This is a genomic window from Microcystis sp. LE19-41.2A (genome assembly GCF_027530405.1).
Taxonomy (GTDB): domain Bacteria; phylum Cyanobacteriota; class Cyanobacteriia; order Cyanobacteriales; family Microcystaceae; genus Microcystis; species Microcystis aeruginosa.
On sequence record NZ_JAPZQJ010000658.1, the window covers coordinates 1 to 17,211 of the forward strand.

Annotated in this window: 13 protein-coding genes, 2 tRNA genes and 3 pseudogenes; 15 read left to right on the plus strand and 3 right to left on the minus strand. The window is 42.2% G+C overall.

Translation table 11 applies throughout. The annotated features are described in order from the left end of the window. Window positions 1-140: 140 nt before the first annotated feature. The 5 genes and pseudogenes from O9290_RS27180 to brnA form a co-directional block, all read left to right on the plus strand. Window positions 141-1,583 (plus strand): annotated as a pseudogene (locus O9290_RS27180) (group II intron reverse transcriptase); the annotation flags it as partial. A gap of 629 nt (window positions 1,584-2,212) precedes the next feature. Beyond that, window positions 2,213-4,039 carry a peptidoglycan DD-metalloendopeptidase family protein gene (locus O9290_RS27185; RefSeq protein WP_288058506.1) on the plus strand — a complete coding sequence of 609 codons (1,827 nt, stop codon included), beginning with the start codon at window positions 2,213-2,215 and terminating at the stop codon, window positions 4,037-4,039. 91 nt (window positions 4,040-4,130) lie between these two features. Further along, window positions 4,131-4,204, plus strand: a tRNA-Met gene (locus tag O9290_RS27190). Between the two features lie 295 nt (window positions 4,205-4,499). After that, window positions 4,500-4,769 (plus strand): BrnT family toxin, encoded by a 270-nt coding sequence (locus tag O9290_RS27195; RefSeq protein ID WP_002759054.1) that lies wholly within the window; start codon window positions 4,500-4,502, stop codon window positions 4,767-4,769. After that, window positions 4,759-4,983: a type II toxin-antitoxin system BrnA family antitoxin gene (gene brnA, locus O9290_RS27200; protein WP_002759052.1), complete on the plus strand. Its 225-nt coding sequence runs from the start codon at window positions 4,759-4,761 to the stop codon at window positions 4,981-4,983. The genes O9290_RS27195 and brnA overlap by 11 nt, the downstream gene beginning before the upstream one ends. Window positions 4,984-5,165: 182 nt before the next feature. Here brnA and O9290_RS27205 read toward each other — a convergent pair whose 3' ends face one another. Next, a complete protein-coding gene (locus O9290_RS27205) occupies window positions 5,166-6,008 on the minus strand; it encodes a methyltransferase domain-containing protein (RefSeq protein ID WP_002759049.1) in 843 nt (280 codons plus the stop codon). A gap of 200 nt (window positions 6,009-6,208) precedes the next feature. On the opposite strand from O9290_RS27205, the gene O9290_RS27210 reads away from it, so the two are divergent. Together O9290_RS27210 and O9290_RS27215 are read left to right on the plus strand one after the other, a co-directional pair. Further along, window positions 6,209-7,282 carry an extracellular catalytic domain type 2 short-chain-length polyhydroxyalkanoate depolymerase gene (locus tag O9290_RS27210; protein WP_002759047.1) on the plus strand — a complete coding sequence of 358 codons (1,074 nt, stop codon included), beginning with the start codon at window positions 6,209-6,211 and terminating at the stop codon, window positions 7,280-7,282. Between the two features lie 60 nt (window positions 7,283-7,342). Further along, the gene (locus O9290_RS27215) at window positions 7,343-7,885 is read left to right on the plus strand and encodes a phasin family protein (RefSeq protein ID WP_288058508.1); all 543 of its coding nucleotides are present in this window, start codon (window positions 7,343-7,345) and stop codon (window positions 7,883-7,885) included. Window positions 7,886-7,904: 19 nt separating this feature from the next. On the opposite strand, the gene O9290_RS27220 is transcribed toward O9290_RS27215, so the two are convergent. Next, window positions 7,905-8,108 carry a hypothetical protein gene (locus O9290_RS27220; RefSeq protein ID WP_288058510.1) on the minus strand — a complete coding sequence of 68 codons (204 nt, stop codon included), beginning with the start codon at window positions 8,106-8,108 and terminating at the stop codon, window positions 7,905-7,907. Window positions 8,109-8,224: 116 nt separating this feature from the next. On the opposite strand from O9290_RS27220, the gene O9290_RS27225 reads away from it, so the two are divergent. The 4 genes from O9290_RS27225 to O9290_RS27240 all read left to right on the plus strand — a co-directional run bounded on the left by O9290_RS27225 (window position 8,225) and on the right by O9290_RS27240 (window position 12,369). Next, window positions 8,225-9,430 carry an FAD-dependent hydroxylase gene (locus O9290_RS27225; RefSeq protein ID WP_288058518.1) on the plus strand — a complete coding sequence of 402 codons (1,206 nt, stop codon included), beginning with the start codon at window positions 8,225-8,227 and terminating at the stop codon, window positions 9,428-9,430. A gap of 92 nt (window positions 9,431-9,522) precedes the next feature. Further along, window positions 9,523-9,596 (plus strand) — tRNA-Pro (locus O9290_RS27230). Between the two features lie 131 nt (window positions 9,597-9,727). Further along, window positions 9,728-11,650, plus strand: coding sequence for a S9 family peptidase (locus O9290_RS27235; RefSeq protein WP_288058512.1), 1,923 nt, complete (start codon window positions 9,728-9,730; stop codon window positions 11,648-11,650). A gap of 533 nt (window positions 11,651-12,183) precedes the next feature. Next, window positions 12,184-12,369, plus strand: a complete 186-nt coding sequence (locus O9290_RS27240) for a hypothetical protein (RefSeq protein WP_002759041.1) — start codon at window positions 12,184-12,186, stop codon at window positions 12,367-12,369. A 175-nt stretch (window positions 12,370-12,544) separates the two neighbouring features. On the opposite strand, the gene O9290_RS27245 is transcribed toward O9290_RS27240, so the two are convergent. Beyond that, a complete protein-coding gene (locus O9290_RS27245) occupies window positions 12,545-13,402 on the minus strand; it encodes a hypothetical protein (protein WP_288058514.1) in 858 nt (285 codons plus the stop codon). A gap of 337 nt (window positions 13,403-13,739) precedes the next feature. Here O9290_RS27245 and O9290_RS27250 point away from each other — a divergent pair, with 337 nt between their 5' ends. From O9290_RS27250 to O9290_RS27265, 4 genes and pseudogenes are all read left to right on the plus strand, one after another. After that, window positions 13,740-14,744 (plus strand): helix-turn-helix domain-containing protein, encoded by a 1,005-nt coding sequence (locus tag O9290_RS27250; RefSeq protein ID WP_288087727.1) that lies wholly within the window; start codon window positions 13,740-13,742, stop codon window positions 14,742-14,744. 585 nt (window positions 14,745-15,329) lie between these two features. Beyond that, window positions 15,330-15,932: a J domain-containing protein gene (locus O9290_RS27255; protein WP_008197935.1), complete on the plus strand. Its 603-nt coding sequence runs from the start codon at window positions 15,330-15,332 to the stop codon at window positions 15,930-15,932. A gap of 2 nt (window positions 15,933-15,934) precedes the next feature. Continuing rightward, window positions 15,935-16,651, plus strand: a pseudogene (locus tag O9290_RS27260) (hypothetical protein); the annotation flags it as partial. Window positions 16,652-16,783: 132 nt separating this feature from the next. Next, a pseudogene (locus tag O9290_RS27265) lies at window positions 16,784-17,211 on the plus strand (IS4 family transposase); the annotation flags it as partial.

Below are 17,211 nucleotides of genomic sequence, written 5' to 3' on the forward strand. Positions count from 1 at the left end.
CTCCAGCTACATCAAATGTTCCAAAAAAATATAGAAGAGTTAATGCAAATTAGCCGCTATCGGTTGAAGGATTACATCAAAGGACAAAGAGCGATATCGCTTGCCCTATCTACCTTCTAGCTCGCTTGTCCCCCTCTCAGATCAAAGATAGAGCAAGACAAGCGTTGATTAAATCGGCACTCGAACCAGAATGGGAGTCAAAGATGGAAGGAACCAGCTACGGTTTCCGACCCGGAAGGTCTGCCCATGACGCAATATCAAGGATATACCTTAGCATTAATAAAAGTAGCTACTTTGTATTAGATGCTGATATTGCCAAGTGTTTTGACCGAATTAATCACGACTTTTTACTGTCTAAAATTCACTGTCCAAGCTCCCTGAAAAGAGATATTAAACAATGGCTCAAAGCAGGAGTATTGGACAACGGCGTATTTGAAGAAACAGAAACAGGGACACCTTAAGGAGGGGTAATAAGTCCACTACTAGCCAACATCGCACTGGATGGAATGGCAAGATTAATTGAAATACTATTCCCCAAAAAGAATAAGATAAATCAAGCTGTTTTAATAAGATATGCCGATGATTTTGTAGTGATTTCACCATCACTCGAAATCATTGAACAGTGCCAAACTGCCATTTCTGAATGGCTAAAGCCTATTGGATTAGAACTCAAACCAGAAAAAACCAGAGTGTGTCACACACTCAAACCCATTGAATATAATGGGAAAACGGAAGAACCCGGTTTTGACTTTCTAGGATTCAATATCAGACAATACCCAGCCGGAAAATACAAAGCAGGTAAAATAACGAAAGGAATACCTAAAACATTCCTAACCCACATTAAACCTAGCCAAAAAGCAGTTAAAGCCCACACAGAAGCGATAAAAGGTGTAATCAAAAAACACAAAACAGCACCTCAATCAGCCCTGATTAGACAATTAAACCCAATCATTAGAGGATGGGCAAACTACTATTCAGGAGTAGTATCCACAGATACCTTCAATAAACTAGACTACACAATCTGGTTAATGTTAAGGGCATGGACAGTATCAAGATGCGGTAAAGCGAACTACAAAAAGCTGAGTAAATATTTTGGACCGGGTACAGTCAAACTCAGCAATGGGAAAGAAAGACACGAATCTTGGTTATTTCAAACCAAAGATGGTGTCCATTTATGGAAACATAATTGGACAGCAATTGTCAGACATACCCTAGTACGCGCCGACGCTTCACCCTACGACGGAAATTGGACTTACTGGGCGACCAGACGAGGACAAGCAATTGACACACCTACAAGAGTAGCCAAACTACTTAAGAAGCAACAAGGCAAGTGTAGCCGATGTGGGCAGTATTTTACCCCATCGGATTTAATTGAAGTTGACCACATTCACCCAATAAGCTTAGGCGGAAAGGATGAATATAAAAACCTTCAATTACTACACCGCCACTGTCACGATGATAAATCGGCATCTGATGGAAGCCTAAAATCATCTAATTCGACATCACCCGATGTTAATGCAGATAATACAAGGTCAACAAAAAGATGTCAAGTTGTATCCTTAACAAGGGAACCGTCAAACTAGGAGCCGTGTGAGGTGAAAGTCTCATGCACGGTTCTGAATGGGAGGGGAGGTCGGTGACGATTTTCTCGACCCCTAATAGTATGACAGCCTTTTTCTGATCAAGACGAAGTGTAACCTAATTTGCTATGGACGACCGACACCTCGCACCCCACACCCTGCCCCCAGAAAAAATTTTTTCGGCAAACCCTATTTATCCGGTATTGACCTTGAATAGCCATCGTTGCCCCTTGTTTCCTGTCGAGCGGCGAATGATTAATAATTTCTTTGTAAATTGCAAAACAGATAAAAAATTTCTATGAAAAAACTGGCAAAAATTGGCAAGACCAAAAATGCTGATCAGCTTGGAACAACTGAGATAGAGCATCGTCAATCTGGACATTCAAAATGTCACCAACTTGCCGTGATCCCGATGCTAATAGTCAGAGGGAGACTTGCATAATTTCAAAATCTAAGTTAATCTCTCCTAAAAGTCACCTTTAGGTATTTTGACTAAAAAGAAAGTTGCCTAACTTCTACTCTAGCCTCAAGGCTAATGCTGAAAGCTAGAATCATCGGCTTCATCGACTGGCTCTAGCTAACTCTTTACACCACAGGAGGTCTGTTTGAAAGAGACTTTTATCCCCAACCCCATGACATCCGCTACCCCAGAACAGAATTGCACCGCTGAGTCTAACCGAGTCCGTTACTCAGTTGCTCTACTGGGATTAGCACTCTCTCTGGGAGTACCTAGCCTTCTCAACTCCACCTCGGAATCAGCCCAGGCCGCCAATTCTGTACCCTTAGAATGGGAAGTGATCGACCTGTCCCAAAAAGCCAAGGATGCGGGTAAAAAACTAAAAGAACCGCAAATAATCCAATCCCAAGCACTTGCTACCGTCAAATTCATCGCCACATCAGTGGTTGAGCATCAGGTAAAACCGGGAGAATCCCTGTGGAGTTTAGCCGACACCTATCAAACCACCCCTACAGCGATCGCTACCCGCAATCATCTCCCCCCCCAATCCGATCTGATTATCGGACAAACCTTAAAAATTCCCACTCCTGAGCAGTTGCCCCCGGCAGCCCCGGCAGCAACTCCTGAGCAGTTGGATAGTTCCTCTGCTAGTCTGCGTCAAACCCGTCAACGTCTCCAAGAAAGTTTGGCCGCCCTACGGACCCAGGAAATCCCCCATCAGTCCGATTCCGGGGAAACAGTAATCGTCACCGAAACTACCGCTCTCGTTCCCGATAATTCGCCAACCACTGTCGAGATTCCCGTTATTGCTCCCGAAGAATCGCCCCGACCAACCAGCCAGGTGATCCCGATTCCCGTTCCCACCCCTGAAAGCGATCGCCCGATAGCCACAATTGCCGTTAATCCTCCCTTGACAAGCAGACCGGAAATTCCCAGCGTTGCCCTACGAAATCCGGCTCCTGTGACTGAAATTCCCGCCGTTCCCAATCCTCGGGTCATAGTTCCCCCAGAAAACCAAGTTTATCGGGTTCGGCCAGGGGATACCTTAAACACGATCGCTCGCGCTCTCGGCATCACCCCCGCCGAATTAGCCAGGGAAAACGGCATTGACAACCCCAACCGGATTAAAGTTAATCAAACCCTAGTGATTCCCGACCGCTCTGCCAACGCTAGAGTTAATCAAAATCTTACCCCCTTGGTCGGCGATCGACCGAGATTGTCCTTTAACCCCAGCAATCGACAAAATTTGCCCGCCGCAACCGCCACCACGGAGACGGAAGAATTCCCCGAAAATATCACCGGCAGCTATCGGGAAAGATTGCGCCAAGAGGTGGCTAATCTGCGGGAAACTAACCTTTCGGAAACCCAGAAAAGTATCGCTATTCCCGTCGATAATCCCGCAGAAACCGTCGATGATCGGCAAATAACCCCTAATCCCCAATGGGCTGCCCTTCGTTCTCGTTCTAACCAAAGCACCCCCCCACAGATTATCGGTTCGGCTCCTACCAATGTGGAAGAATATAATGACCGCCTACGAATTCCCGTCGGCGAAACCGTAGAACCTTCCCTTCCTCCCCTCGCTAATCCCGATGAGTATTTACCTAATCCCGCCCCCATTTTTACCGGCTTTATCTGGCCCACCAGAGGTGTGTTAACCTCCGGTTTCGGTTGGCGCTGGGGCAGACCTCATCGCGGCATCGATATCGCCGGTCCAGTGGGGACCCCGATTGTGGCGGCGGCCGCCGGTGAAGTAATCGCCTCCGGTTGGAATTCTGGCGGTTATGGCAATCTGGTGAAACTGCGTCACCCCGATGGTAGCGTCACTCTCTATGCCCATAACAGCCGTCTGTTGGTGCGTCGCGGCCAAACTGTTCAGCAAGGCGAGCCAATTGCCCAGATGGGTAGCACCGGTTTTAGCACCGGCCCCCACCTACATTTCGAGGTTCACCCCTCCGGCCAGGGAGCAGTCAATCCCATCGCTTTCCTGCCAGGCAGACGTTAAAGATGCCCAGAAAGGGAAGAAAAAATCTTCCCTTTTTTGCTCTTGTGCAATTGGGTGATTGTGTGTTATGATTGATAACTGTGTAAACAACGGCTTAGTAGCTCAGTTGGTCAGAGCAGGGGACTCATAAGCCCAAGGTCGGCAGTTCAAATCTGCCCTGAGCCATCGGACAAGATCCAAGAAAACCAGCAAGATTATGGTCAGGTGATATCTCTTTCCCTTTTACTTGGGGACGCTCCCTTCGGGTTCTACCTGATAACTTTTTACTGATAACAGCAGCAAGGGAATTCCAAAATTTATTAGCCCAATTGTACTATAAATTTTGCCGATACAGTCACTACCATAATATTCTGGTAGGAGTACCTAGTGGTCAGTGAGTTTATCGAACTGCGTGCGCCCAAAATGTCCTATAGATATTTCGACCAAATTGAGATGCAGTCACGGAAACGAAGCCAAGAGAATGAAAAAACCGGAATTTGAATTTGATCCTAATAAAAGCCAAGCTAACAAAAATAAACATGGTCTAGATTTTGTTGAAGCTCAAGTATTATGGTTAGATTCCCAAAAAGTCGAAATTCCAGCCCGAACAGAAAATGAACCACGATTTGTTGTTATTGGTATAATAGCAGGTAAGCATTGGTCAGCCGTAGTTACCTATCGTCAAACCAAAATCCGTATTATTTCAGTCCGACGCTCTAGACCTGAAGAGGTAGAAATTTATGAAAGCTGAAGATTTTGACCGCAAATTTGATGATGGAGAAAATATCATCGAATACTTGGATTTAACTAAAATTAAACGTTCTAATTCCGAGGAACAAACAATTGCGTTTGAGTTTCCCTCATGGATGGTAGAGGCTCTTGAGCAAGAAAGTCAGCGTCGTGATTTACCGTTACAAGCTATTGTCAAAGACTGGATTGGGGAAAAATTGGCGTTGTCAAATTGAAAGATGATCCGAATCAGCACCGGAACTCAAATTACTTTGACTTGCCCTGAGCCAACTTGCCCTGAGCCAAGTCGAAGGAGTTGAAGGGGTCGAAGGGTAGCAAGGATTGCATTGCATCTTTCCTATTCTGATCTGACAACGCCTAATTATCAATCGCTGCACTGTAATCATCGCCAAGCTGATTATTTTTTCCCTTGCAGTAAACCAAAACGAATTAAACCCGACTCGTAACCGCGCCGCATTAACCCTAAAGATAAGGCCCCTTGGATAGTAGTATAACCGCTTGCTAACAAACCTGCGATCGCATCTGTGGTTAGGGCCGAATCAATCACCACATCCCAAAAAGCGGCCACCGATAGGGACCAATCATCGGTTTTTAGGTCTTGAAAGCCAACTTCACAGGCAATATCGGCGTATTCTGGCAAAGAAATCACATATGGCAGACAATAAACCTGATAAATCTCGTTTAATAGTTTAATCTCTCCTTCCGTTAAATTACCAGCCAGGGAAGTGGTCGGACGATGACACCAAGTAGCCATCAAAAAAGTCCCCCCGGGCTGCAAAACCCGATAACATTCCCGCAGAAATTGCCTTTTATCGGGCATATGTTCGCCACTTTCCAAAGACCAGACCAGATCAAAATTATTCTCAGGAAAGGGGGTTTTTAGGGCATCAGCCACAGAAAAACTCACTTGTTCCTCTAAATTGAACTCTTGCGCTCTTTGGCTGGCTCTAGCGGCTTGTACCGGGGAAAGGGTAATCCCCACCGCTTGGCTGTGAAATTTTTCGGACAGATAAAGGCTACTGCCACCAATGCCACAACCGACATCGAGAATCTGATTAGCACTGGTGACATCACCCCAAGTTAATAATTCTTCTATTAAATCAATTTGTGCCTGACGGCGATCGAGTTTAATCTTGCCGCCCCGACCGTAGTAACCATGGTGCATATGTTCGCCCCAAATCCTTTCCCACAGTCCACTAGAGGAGTCATAAAAATCGGCTATTCGTTGATCAAGTTCCATGGTGATTTCCTAGTTAAGAGAGGCACTCTTGCCAGAGATTAGCCAGATATGTTATACCAAATCCTGTTTAAAAAGTACAGCAAAGTGGGAAGTGGCAAGTGGGTTTTCAAAGTTCGATGTGTTTTACTTTATCTTAATATCATTCGATCTTGTTCGACTTTATCTTAATATCATAGGTTCCGATTTTTGCAAGAGGTCTTATGATTAAGGCAGGATTAAAACTACTGGCTGTTTTGATTTTTAGTATTTTTAGCTTCAATGGGGCGGTCTTGGCCGAGGAAGCACCCAAGCTATCTGGTTATCAGGCAGATTTAAGCCAAACATCTGTTTCTGGCCTTTCATCAGGGGCTTTCATGACGGCTCAATTCCATGTCGCCTACTCAGATAGACTGGTAGGAGCAGGTATTATTGCTGGCGGTCCTTTTTATTGTGTAGGTTCTTACGAGACGGATCCAGAGCAATTTTTCGAGCAAGCGACATCAACTTGCATGAATCCTCTGACTGAGTCAGTAGGACCGGATGGGAAAAGATTATTTAAAAAAGCTCAAAAACTGGCCAGTGCCAACAAAATTGCCGATCTCAACAACTTAAAAGATGATCGAGTCTATCTATTCAGTGGTTCAAATGATCGCGTAGTTAAAACTGTCGTAGTTGACAAAGTAAAAGATTTTTATCAAGCTGCCGGCTTGCCCTCAGAAAATATTAAATACGACAAGAATATCAATGCCGGTCATGCCATAATTGTCGAGGAGTCTAGGGTGTCATGTTCAGATACTAAGTCACCCTTTATAAACGACTGCGATTTCATGCAATCCCATCGGATTTTAGGGCATATTTATGGCAAGTTGAATCCACCAGTTGACTCTAATAGATTAAGTGGCAAGATTATTCGGTTTGACCAGAACGAGTTTATTGACGGTAAAAAGACGAGTATGAGTCGGGAGGCTTATGTTTATGTACCTGAAGCCTGTAAAAAAGAAAGCTGCAAAGTTCATGTAGCTATTCATGGTTGCAAACAGGGGGCAACAGAAATTGATGATACTTACTACACTAAAACCGGTTACAATGAAATAGCTGATACCAATAGGATAATTGTCCTATATCCCCAGGTTGAACCGTCAGCATCAATCCCTTACAATCCCCAGGGATGCTGGGATTTTTGGGGATATTCTAGTGCAGACCCAGATAATCCTGTCTTTTATACTAGAGAGTCTCCCCAGATGAGGGCAATTGTCGCTATGTTAGAACGGTTGGCCGAACCGCGCCCTCAATAATTTAATCTTTTTGCTGGCACAGACAGAGAAATACATTAAGCAGTTTACGAGGAAACTACCATGCAAAACGAGCTAGTTAAACAGTGGATTGACTCGAACAAATTGGCAATAGAGTCCTTCAAGAATATTACGGCCACTAATGTGAACGCGATGGATGCCATGTTAACAAGTTTTGTTAACCCCAGCGCCTTCGCTGAACTAAGCAAGGGTTATCTAAGCTTGACCAAAGAATTGGGGGAAGTTTATACTGATAGTATTAATGAACTATTTCAAAGCCAACTGAAGCTGGTGAATTTACAGGCAACCTCTGATTCTTTTAAGGACTTGGGTGAAATTTATGTAAGTTCGATGACCAGTCTCGGACTAAAGCAAGCAGAATTGATGCGCCTCTATCTAGAAACTACAGCCAAGTATCTAGATATCTTAAAGGGCGCTCAAAAAGTAGATGATCTATTCAATGTCCAAACCAGTATTTTTAGCGAACTTCAAGAAAAGTTGCAGGAGAATATGCTCGAAACAATGGGAGTTTTTAACTCTATCAATACTGCTCTGGACAATTGGACTCAAAAAAGCCTTGACGCATTCGCATCTGATGAGAGTTAAAAAAACTTGATCTTGCGGGTTATGTCTTTAGCCAAGTTCTCGGTTTGTTGCCCCAAACATATCCCCAACGGCGGGCAAGTGCCAGCACCGCCAGATTACCCGTCGGGGTATCGAGGAAGACTGGCGTAGCAGGAGCATCAGCTAACAGGGCTTGTAGCAGCTTGTTATCGCCCTTCCGAAACTCCAGGAAGAGCGATAACCCGAAACTCTCAGCGACGGACAAAACCCTTTAAAGTCTATGGTAGGTAGGGTCAAGAGAATCAAACCCGACAGCAACCCCGAAAATCGTGTCAGAATAGATCATTGTAGTCATTGATGATCTTTGAGAAAAATATTTATATGTTAGGACGGGACAGCTACGATTTAATCATTGTCGGGGGTGGTATAGTCGGAACCACCCTAGCGGTGGCCTTAAAAAATACAGGATTAAATATCGCTATGATCGAGGAACGTCCCCTAGAGGTGGCCGCCTCCCGTCGTCAAGCTTATGCCCTCTCGCTGATGTCGAGCCAGATTTTTACAGGCTTGGGTATCTGGGATAAAATCTCGCCCAGTATCGGTAAATTTCGTCATATTCGCCTTTCTGATGCCGATTACCCGATTTTTGTCCCCTTTGTGGTCGATGAGCTAAAAACCGATTATTTGGGCTATGTGGGCGAACATCAAGTGATTTTAACCGCCCTGCACAATGCTGGCCAAGATTGCGATCGCATTGACTGGTTATCCCCTGCCAAAGTGTTAGAAGTGGAGTACGGAGCAGAAACAGCCACTGTCACCCTGGAAGAAGCCGGTCAAACCCGAAAAATCACCACAAAATTAGTCATCGGGGCCGATGGAGCCAGATCCGCTATCCGGCAAGGGGCGCAAATTAAAACCAAAGGTTGGAAATATTGGCAATCCTGTGTCGCTTTCACCATTAAACATCAACTCGATCGCAACGATACCGCCTTTGAAAGATTTTGGCCCACCGGTCCGATGGGCATTTTACCGCTCCAGGGTAATCGCTGTCAGATCGTTTGGACAAATCCCCATGGGGAAGCGAAAAAACTGCAAGAAATGCCCGAAGCGGAATTTATCAAGAAATTAGAAGCATATACGGGGGGATTACTGGGAAAACTCGAATTAGTTAGCCCCCGCGCTCTCTTTCCCGTACAGTTAATGCAGAGTGATACTTATGTTAAACCCCGACTGGCTTTAATTGGTGATGCCGCTCACTGTTGTCATCCCGTCGGTGGTCAAGGTTTAAATTTAGGCATTCGCGACGCAGCCGCTTTAGCGCAGGTATTAAAGGAAGCAGTGGAAAAGCAAGGGGATATAGGAGCGCTTTCTACCCTAAAATCCTACGAAAAATGGCGTAGATCGGAGAATTTAGCGATTTTAGGCTTCACGGATTTTCTAGATCGCCTGTTCTCCAATAACTGGCCGCCTATCGTTGTCATCCGTCGTCTCGGATTGGCAATTATGCGCGGTTTCCCCCCGTTGAAATTGTTTGCCCTGCAATTAATGACGGGACTAAAAGGACGTATTCCCCAATTAGCTAGATAGCTGGCCGCTAATTCCGGGAATGGGGGAGAAAGGAAGAAAAAAAAAGCTTGCAAAATGCTGCGATTATCGCTATGATGGTTAAGGTTCAATATCGGGGCGTAGCGCAGCTTGGTAGCGCACTACTTTGGGGTAGTAGGGGTCGTGGGTTCGAATCCCGCCGCTCCGATTGCAGAAAAACAGAGAGTTAGGTAGGGATGCAACCAATCCCTACCTTGTCCTGTTTACTCGGAATTCTCTTAATTTATCAGCGTTCCTGATCAAGTTAGTTCACCATTAGAATCACTGCTTTAGTCGAAAATGTCTCATCAAATATCAGCTTACGGTTCCTGGAAATCACCGATTACCTCCGATCTAATTGTGGCAGCATCGATTAGTCTTGGTGGTGTAACCCTAGATGGAGAAGATATTTATTGGTTAGAAGGCAGACCACAGGAAAAGGGGCGAAATGTTTTAGTTAAATTAAACCCCGACGGCACAACTACAGACATCACTCCAGCACCTTTTAATGTAAGAACTCGTGTCCATGAATACGGGGGAGGTTCCTATCTAATTGTCGCTGGAATTATCTATTTTTGTAATTTTGCTGACCAAAGAATTTATCGCCAAACTGCTGATAGTTTCCCCCAACCTCTAACCCCAGAAAATTCCTGTCGTTATGCGGATTTAATTCTCAATCAATTTGGCAATCGTTTAATCTGTGTTTGTGAAGATCATAGCCAAAAAGATCGAGAACCAGTTAATAGTATTGTCAGCATCGATGTGGATACAGGAAACATAGAAACTTTAGTATCAGGCGATGATTTTTATACCTCTCCTCGCTTAAGTGCCGACGGTTCTCGATTAGCTTGGATTAGTTGGAATCATCCTAATATGCCCTGGGATAGTTCTTTTCTCTGGGTGGCCGATATTAATCATCTTTATTTGAGTAATATTCGGGTCATTGCTGGTGGTGAAAATGAGTCGGTGTGTGAACCGCACTGGTCCGCCGATCAACATTTATATTTTACCAGCGATCGCAATAATTTCTGGAACTTTTATTGCTTTAACTACGATGAACAAATCGAACCAGTTCTCGAACCGATAGAGGCTGAATTTGCCTATCCTCATTGGGTTTTTGGTTTATCTAACTACGGCTTTGCTGGGGAATCAAAGATTATTTGTAGCTATACAAAAGATGGTCGTTGGTATTTAGGAAGTATCGATACTGTTAATCGAGAATTCCAAGAAATTATCACTGCTGATACTAACATTTCTTCCCTACAAGTTAGCGATAACAAAATAGTTTTTATTGGCGGTTCTTTCAAGGAAGTAACGGCGGTTATCTCAGTGGATTTAGCCACAGGAACGAGAGAAGTCCTCAAATCTTCCAGTAATTTAACTATTTCTAGCGATTATTTCTCGATTCCGGAAATGATTGCTTTTCCCACCAGTCAGGGACTAACTGCATCTGCTTGGTATTATCCCCCCAAAAACCCCGATTATACCGCCCCCAATGGCGAATTACCGCCCCTTTTAGTCAAAAGTCACGGTGGACCGACGGCCGCGGCTACCTCTAGTTTAAGTCTGCGAGTGCAATACTGGACCAGTCGCGGCTTTGGCTATCTAGATGTTAATTATGGCGGTAGTACGGGTTATGGTCGTCAATATCGTCAGCGTTTGCTGGGAAATTGGGGAATTGTCGATGTGGAAGACTGCATCAACGGGGCAAAATATTTGGTTAATCAGGGATTAGTCGATGGGGAAAGATTGGCAATTTCCGGAGGCAGCGCCGGCGGTTATACAACTTTAGCGGCCTTAACTTTTCATGATACTTTTAAAGCAGGAGCTAGTTATTACGGAGTTAGTGATTTAGAGGTTTTAGCCACCGATACCCATAAATTCGAGTCGAGATATTTAGATAAATTGGTGGGACTTTATCCTGAAGAAAAGGAAATTTACTATCAGCGATCGCCTATTCATTTTACCAGTCAGTTATCCTGTCCAGTGATCTTTTTCCAAGGTTTAGAAGACCGAGTGGTTCCACCCAATCAAGCGGAAATGATGGTACAAGCTTTAAAAGCAAAAGGTTTACCCGTCGCTTACGTTCCCTTTGCGGGAGAACAACATGGATTTCGTCAAGCTGAATCGATAAAACGAGCATTAGATGCAGAATTTTATTTTTATTCCCGTCTCTTTGGTTTTACTCCTGCTGATAATTTAGAACCCGTAGAAATTAAGTAGTCGTGCCAAATTAATTTCCTAGGTTCGAGAGGCGCTGAGGCCAATTCAAGTCTGAATTGCATCACTGTCTGAGGTGAATTACCATTGTTGCACAAGTAATACTAAATCCGTTGAGCATATGCTACTTATGAAGACAGGCAACAGGCAAAAGGCAAAACCCCCCCAACCCCCCTGTCCCCACGAAAAACTTTTTGCCGCAAACCCTAACTACTTCTATTAAGCTCGCTTATTAAGCTGATGTGGAGATGCTTAAAAGGCGCATCTCGCTTTTCAAAATAAGTTTTTGGACAATTCACAGTAAATATCTACAGATTTGACCGTTGGGCGGGTCTAGGCTTAACCATAGTCTCTGTATCGGTTTCAGGCTTTTCTTCTCCTTTTAACTCTCTTAGATTGATGAAAGAGAGATAAGTTGTGTTGAGAAATGTGTAGAGTTGCGGCCGACCCTTGACTGGAACCTAAGCTCTCGTGATAACTTGTATAGGAGTTGTCGACAAGACACCATCAGCTAGACAGACCTTTCCAGTTTCTCTATGTTTCATCCTAACCAATCGGAAACCCGTGAAGATATCCGCGAGTATGTAGCTCAACTACAGCTTCACATGGCTTTACAAGCTCGTAATCTCGTGCCTAGTCTGACTAATACTAGCGATAGTCGCGAGAAACTGCTGCAGGATACCCAAGCAACCATCGAAAAAATCGTTTCCCGTCATTTCTAGTTGACCGATTTTACGCAAGTAATCTCTTTGAACCAAGAATCCCCGTCGCTTTAGTGCGGGGATTGTCAACGCCCTAGGATTAAGGGGGGATCAAGGTAGGGTTGATTCATGAATCAACCCTACTATGAATCAACCCCCCGACGTCGGGGGGGTTGCCTTTTGCCTCTCCTCATAACTAGCCTTTACTCAACGGATTTAGTATAATATCATCGGTAATGGTAACGATAATTCTTTGCAGCTTCGCACCTTGAAACTCGTAAGGAATCTCGTGTTTATATTTAGTTAGGAAGTTAGGAGTATGATTTGATAAAGTTCTTATAATATCGACATTTTGTTCGATGTTATTAATATACAGTTTCATATTATCTATTGTGCTGTCACCCAACTTTTCATCGGAAGGGGCGATTATCTTTGGTTTGGCAAATTCAACTTTGAGTGTCACCTCGCTACTAAGACGAGGAAGATCACAGGTGATCTTCTGTTGTTGTCCTAACCAGTTATAGACATAACATAGTTTTCCCTGATAGATGTAGAAACTATGTCCACCAAAATATCCACCCTGCGCCATCAGAACACCTTGTAAGTCCCCTTTAGCTTTGGAGAAATCAATAGTTGCTTCGATGGCATAGAAACGAGTGCTAATATTAGGGGCAACAGCTTCGAAAATTTCCAATCTCCCTGGATAATTTGTCGGGGGAACGGCGAACGTAGCGATTTCCCCAGCAACAGCTTCGGAAATTTCTGATCCCTCTAGATCATAGGTATAGCTATCGGAAATTTCCAATCTCCTTGGATAATTTGTCGGGGGAACGGCGAACGTAGCGATTTCCCTAGCAACAGCTTCGGAAATTTCTGATCCTCCTGGATCATAGATATAGCTATCGGAAATTTCCAATCCCTCTAGATAATGGGTATAGCTAAATGTGGTATATTTTGAGTCGTCAGAAAATGCCGGGGGACGTAATTGAGGAATTTCTCCACCGAATACCACAGTTCCAGACCAATCTTCAAGTGGCATATATTGTTTAGCCATCGAAATCTCCTTAGTAATTGATAACGGAAAAAAGTGAGAGATTTGAGAGATGGGAGCATCTCATTTATACAAGTGAGTAATTATACTTATCCCTAAAACTGGTTTCTAGCAAGGCTTTCAAAATAGCTTGACATAAAAACCTGATTTAGGAGTTACAAAGGTGAGATGAGAGATGAGAGATTTAACCTGGATTACACTGATGGACTTAACAAATCAACTCTGCTGTAACTCAATACTACTCAGTCCTCTATGCTAAGATGATCCGAAAAACGCAAGTTTTTAAATTGATGGGCAAAAAAATTTTAACTTTACTCAATAACCAAATAGTTATATATAGATGTTTATTTTTGACAATAAAACCAATATTTTAATTAATTCTCAGGAATTAACCTTTAAAAGTGAATATGTTTGTGACTTTTCTCGCTATTTTCAGAATCGAGAATTTCTCAACGTAGATGCTTTACAACTCAGTGGTGATCATTTTGAAGGGTATCTTTCAAGGATCATCATCGATGAAGTGATGTTAGAATTATCGCAACGTAATTGTTTAACGAATGTTGCGGGAGTAATCCATTCTAAAATGTGGGTTTTTGCGATTCCTGTTCAGGTGAATTCTGTCTTCTTCCAAAATTTGTATCCATTAGAAAATAACTATCTGGGGATTATCCCCCCTAAATCAGAAATTTCCGTTTTTCAACATCCTTTTTCCAATCGTTTTCAGCTTTACGTTCATGATAATTATCTGCAACAATTGTGCCAAACTTTAGAGCTACCAGAAGCAAAAAAGTTTTTAAATTCTTCCGCTTCTTCTATTGTGATTTGCCCATCGGAAAAAATTCGTCATCTCCAACAATCTTGTCATCAACTTTATCAAATGCTATTTAATTTAGATCGTCAACAAATATCTGGGCAAAGAAAAGCATTAAGATTAAATTTTGTCAGGCAAAAATTAAAAAAAGAAATTGTCAAAGATTTTCTTTTGACTTTAGCAGTAACCAAAGATATTACAACTCCTAAAAACACTATCAGACGCACCTCTATCCTCAAAAAAGCAGAAGAAATGATGAGAAAAAATCTGCGTTCTGATCTTACTATTCCAGCGATTTGTCAAGACTTAGAAGTAAGTCAACGCACCTTAGAATATATATTTAAAGACTTCTATCAAATGTCTCCTTACAATTATTTTAAATTGCTTCGTCTTAATGCTCTACATCAATCTCTTAACCAAAATAATCAGACAAAATTAATTTATGAAATTGCTGAAGAATTAGGTTTTTTTCACCGAGGATATCTGGCCTCTGATTATAAAAAACTGTTTGGTTACTTTCCCTCTGAAACCTAAAAAAATAGTAGGTGTAGGAATTAGGATTATTTTTAGATTTATCCGCCTTATTTTACCATTTTTTACGTCCTTCCCCTTGGATGATCAGCTACTCTTGATAATTAAGCTTCTTGCTTAAGTTGCCACCTATGAAAGCTTCCGTGCATAATGTGACGTGGTGAACATTTTTCACCCAAAGACTCAGAGAGCCATCTTTTCTTGATTAGGTAAAAATTTCCCGACTGTCCCCTCAATTCTAGTCTCAACTTTACCATCGCTCTCGGGAATCTTATCTTTAGAATGACTGCCTAGCTAAACGGCTGCCCATTTATTGACTTAAATCTGTAATAAGCTAAACGGCGCTTAACCTGCATGATCCAACAGCTATAACCCTTTTGGAGTCTATATCGGTGATCCGAAGTAAAAGCCGTTTAGCTTATGCCCGCAATTTTTTTATGATTAACCACATGACAAAGTGGCCACTGCTGTGGTATTAATTTAGGATAGGAAGTTTTCGGGAGTCAGTCGTCGGTCGTTCATACCAAATTAGCCTACACTTCATCTTGATAAGAAAGGCTATGTTTTTTGCAGCTTCTTAGGGAAATTATGACCACTAATCCTCTTAACTCGCTCATTTTAGAGCAGATTAGTCATATCTGTGAGCAATACTCGATCGAAAGTCGTATTCTCGAAGATTTTGCCGATTTTGTCATCAAAAACCACCGTAAAAAGTCTCCTAAACCATCGTTAACTAAATCAAAAACTACAGCCACCACCACCACAGGCTCAAAAGTTAAACCTTTAACTCTAACGCAACTTAAACAGGCAGTTTATGCCTATTTTGAGGTTAGCAATACCACAGAACTAAAAAAATCGAGTATGTTTCAAATGGCTACTAGAGCCTTTGATAACATCAATTTATCTCAGCGAGAAAGTTGGGAAAAAATTTACAGAGAGTATGTAGGTATTTTACCAGAAGAAGATGGGGAAACAGGTAAGCATTGTATTAATGGTATTAATATATTTAAATATTTTTATCCCTATCGTGTTTTCGAGCTTGATCCAAAAACTGCCAGCAAGGAAGACATTAAAAATGCCTATTATCGTCTTTCTAAGATCTATCATCCCGATAACCAAGAAACAGGAGACGCAGAAGTTTTTGATTGTTTAACTGTCATGTATAAGTCTATCACCACGGAGATAAAATAATCATGCCTCAGAAAGCAAATACCTTCCTGATCCGGGATACCGAATTAGCTCAATGGTTTTCTATTACTCTTGAAAAACTAGACAAAATTGTTGATATTTTTGATGCTGATCCTAATGATGATTGGGATTTAGTTGAAGGTGTCGATTATCAATTTGTCAACAAAAAAGATAAAGTTAGAGTGTTTTCTTTTGAAGGTGCTTTAAAAATTGCTTCCTATATTGATCAGCATGAAAAGCGAGGAATTTTATACAGATTTAGAGAATTTTTTACTAAACACGATCAAAAAATTCGTCGCTCTTTGGCACGAAAATTAATTTTTAATGAATTGGCTGACTCTGGCGAAATTAAAGTTTATCAAGGAGTGGCTATGATTCATAAACAGAGTTTGCGGCGAATTTTAAAAACTAATGGAGCCAAGCTAAATCAAACATTCAATAATCTTAAACTCCACGAATCTTCATCTTTGAAAGTTGATGATGAAGAACTTGCTAAGGTAATCAAAAATACTAAAACAGAAGTTCGTCCTTTAAAAATAGGAGTAGATTTTTACGAAGATGAAAAAAGAGAGTTTTGGTTCTCTGAAAGTGGAGTTGTTCGCATTTCTAAATCCATGAGTGAAACTTTGACGAATAAATCGCGCCAAGAAATGTGTAAAATGATTGAAATCGAGTTTCCTCGTGCCTTTAAAGAAATTCAGGAAAATCTAGATGACGATACCAACTGACAGGGGGACAAGCCAGCTGAAAAGCTTATGTAGCATGGAATACAGACACAGACTCCAAAAAAAGATAAGTCATATTTACCATATATGACCTAAATAACGAAAATGATAAGTGAACTATACCAGAAAGTGTTAGAAAATGAACTGGGGCGAGCCAGATATCTACTGTTGTTAATGGTAGTTGGAACCTGGCAAATATTGAAGCAAGCAAAGTTAGAGATATTAGCTGAAGCCTTACCAATACCAATCCTGTTTGAGAGTCGGAGAAAAAAACTAAAAAGATTTTTAAAGCTGGAAATTCTGAATATTGAAAAAATCTGGTTTCTCTGCTTAAAAGAGATGTTAAAACAGCAGGAGAGATTCACAATAAAAGGATTAGTATATATTGCCATAGACCGAACGAGTTGGGGAGCAATTAATATCTTGATGGTGAGTCTAATTTATGACAAGAGAGCCATCCCAATCTATTGGGAGATATTGGATAAAAAAGGAAGTAGTAATCTCGAAGAACAGCAGCGAGTATTGGGGAAAATATTGAAGGTGCTATCAGGTCATAA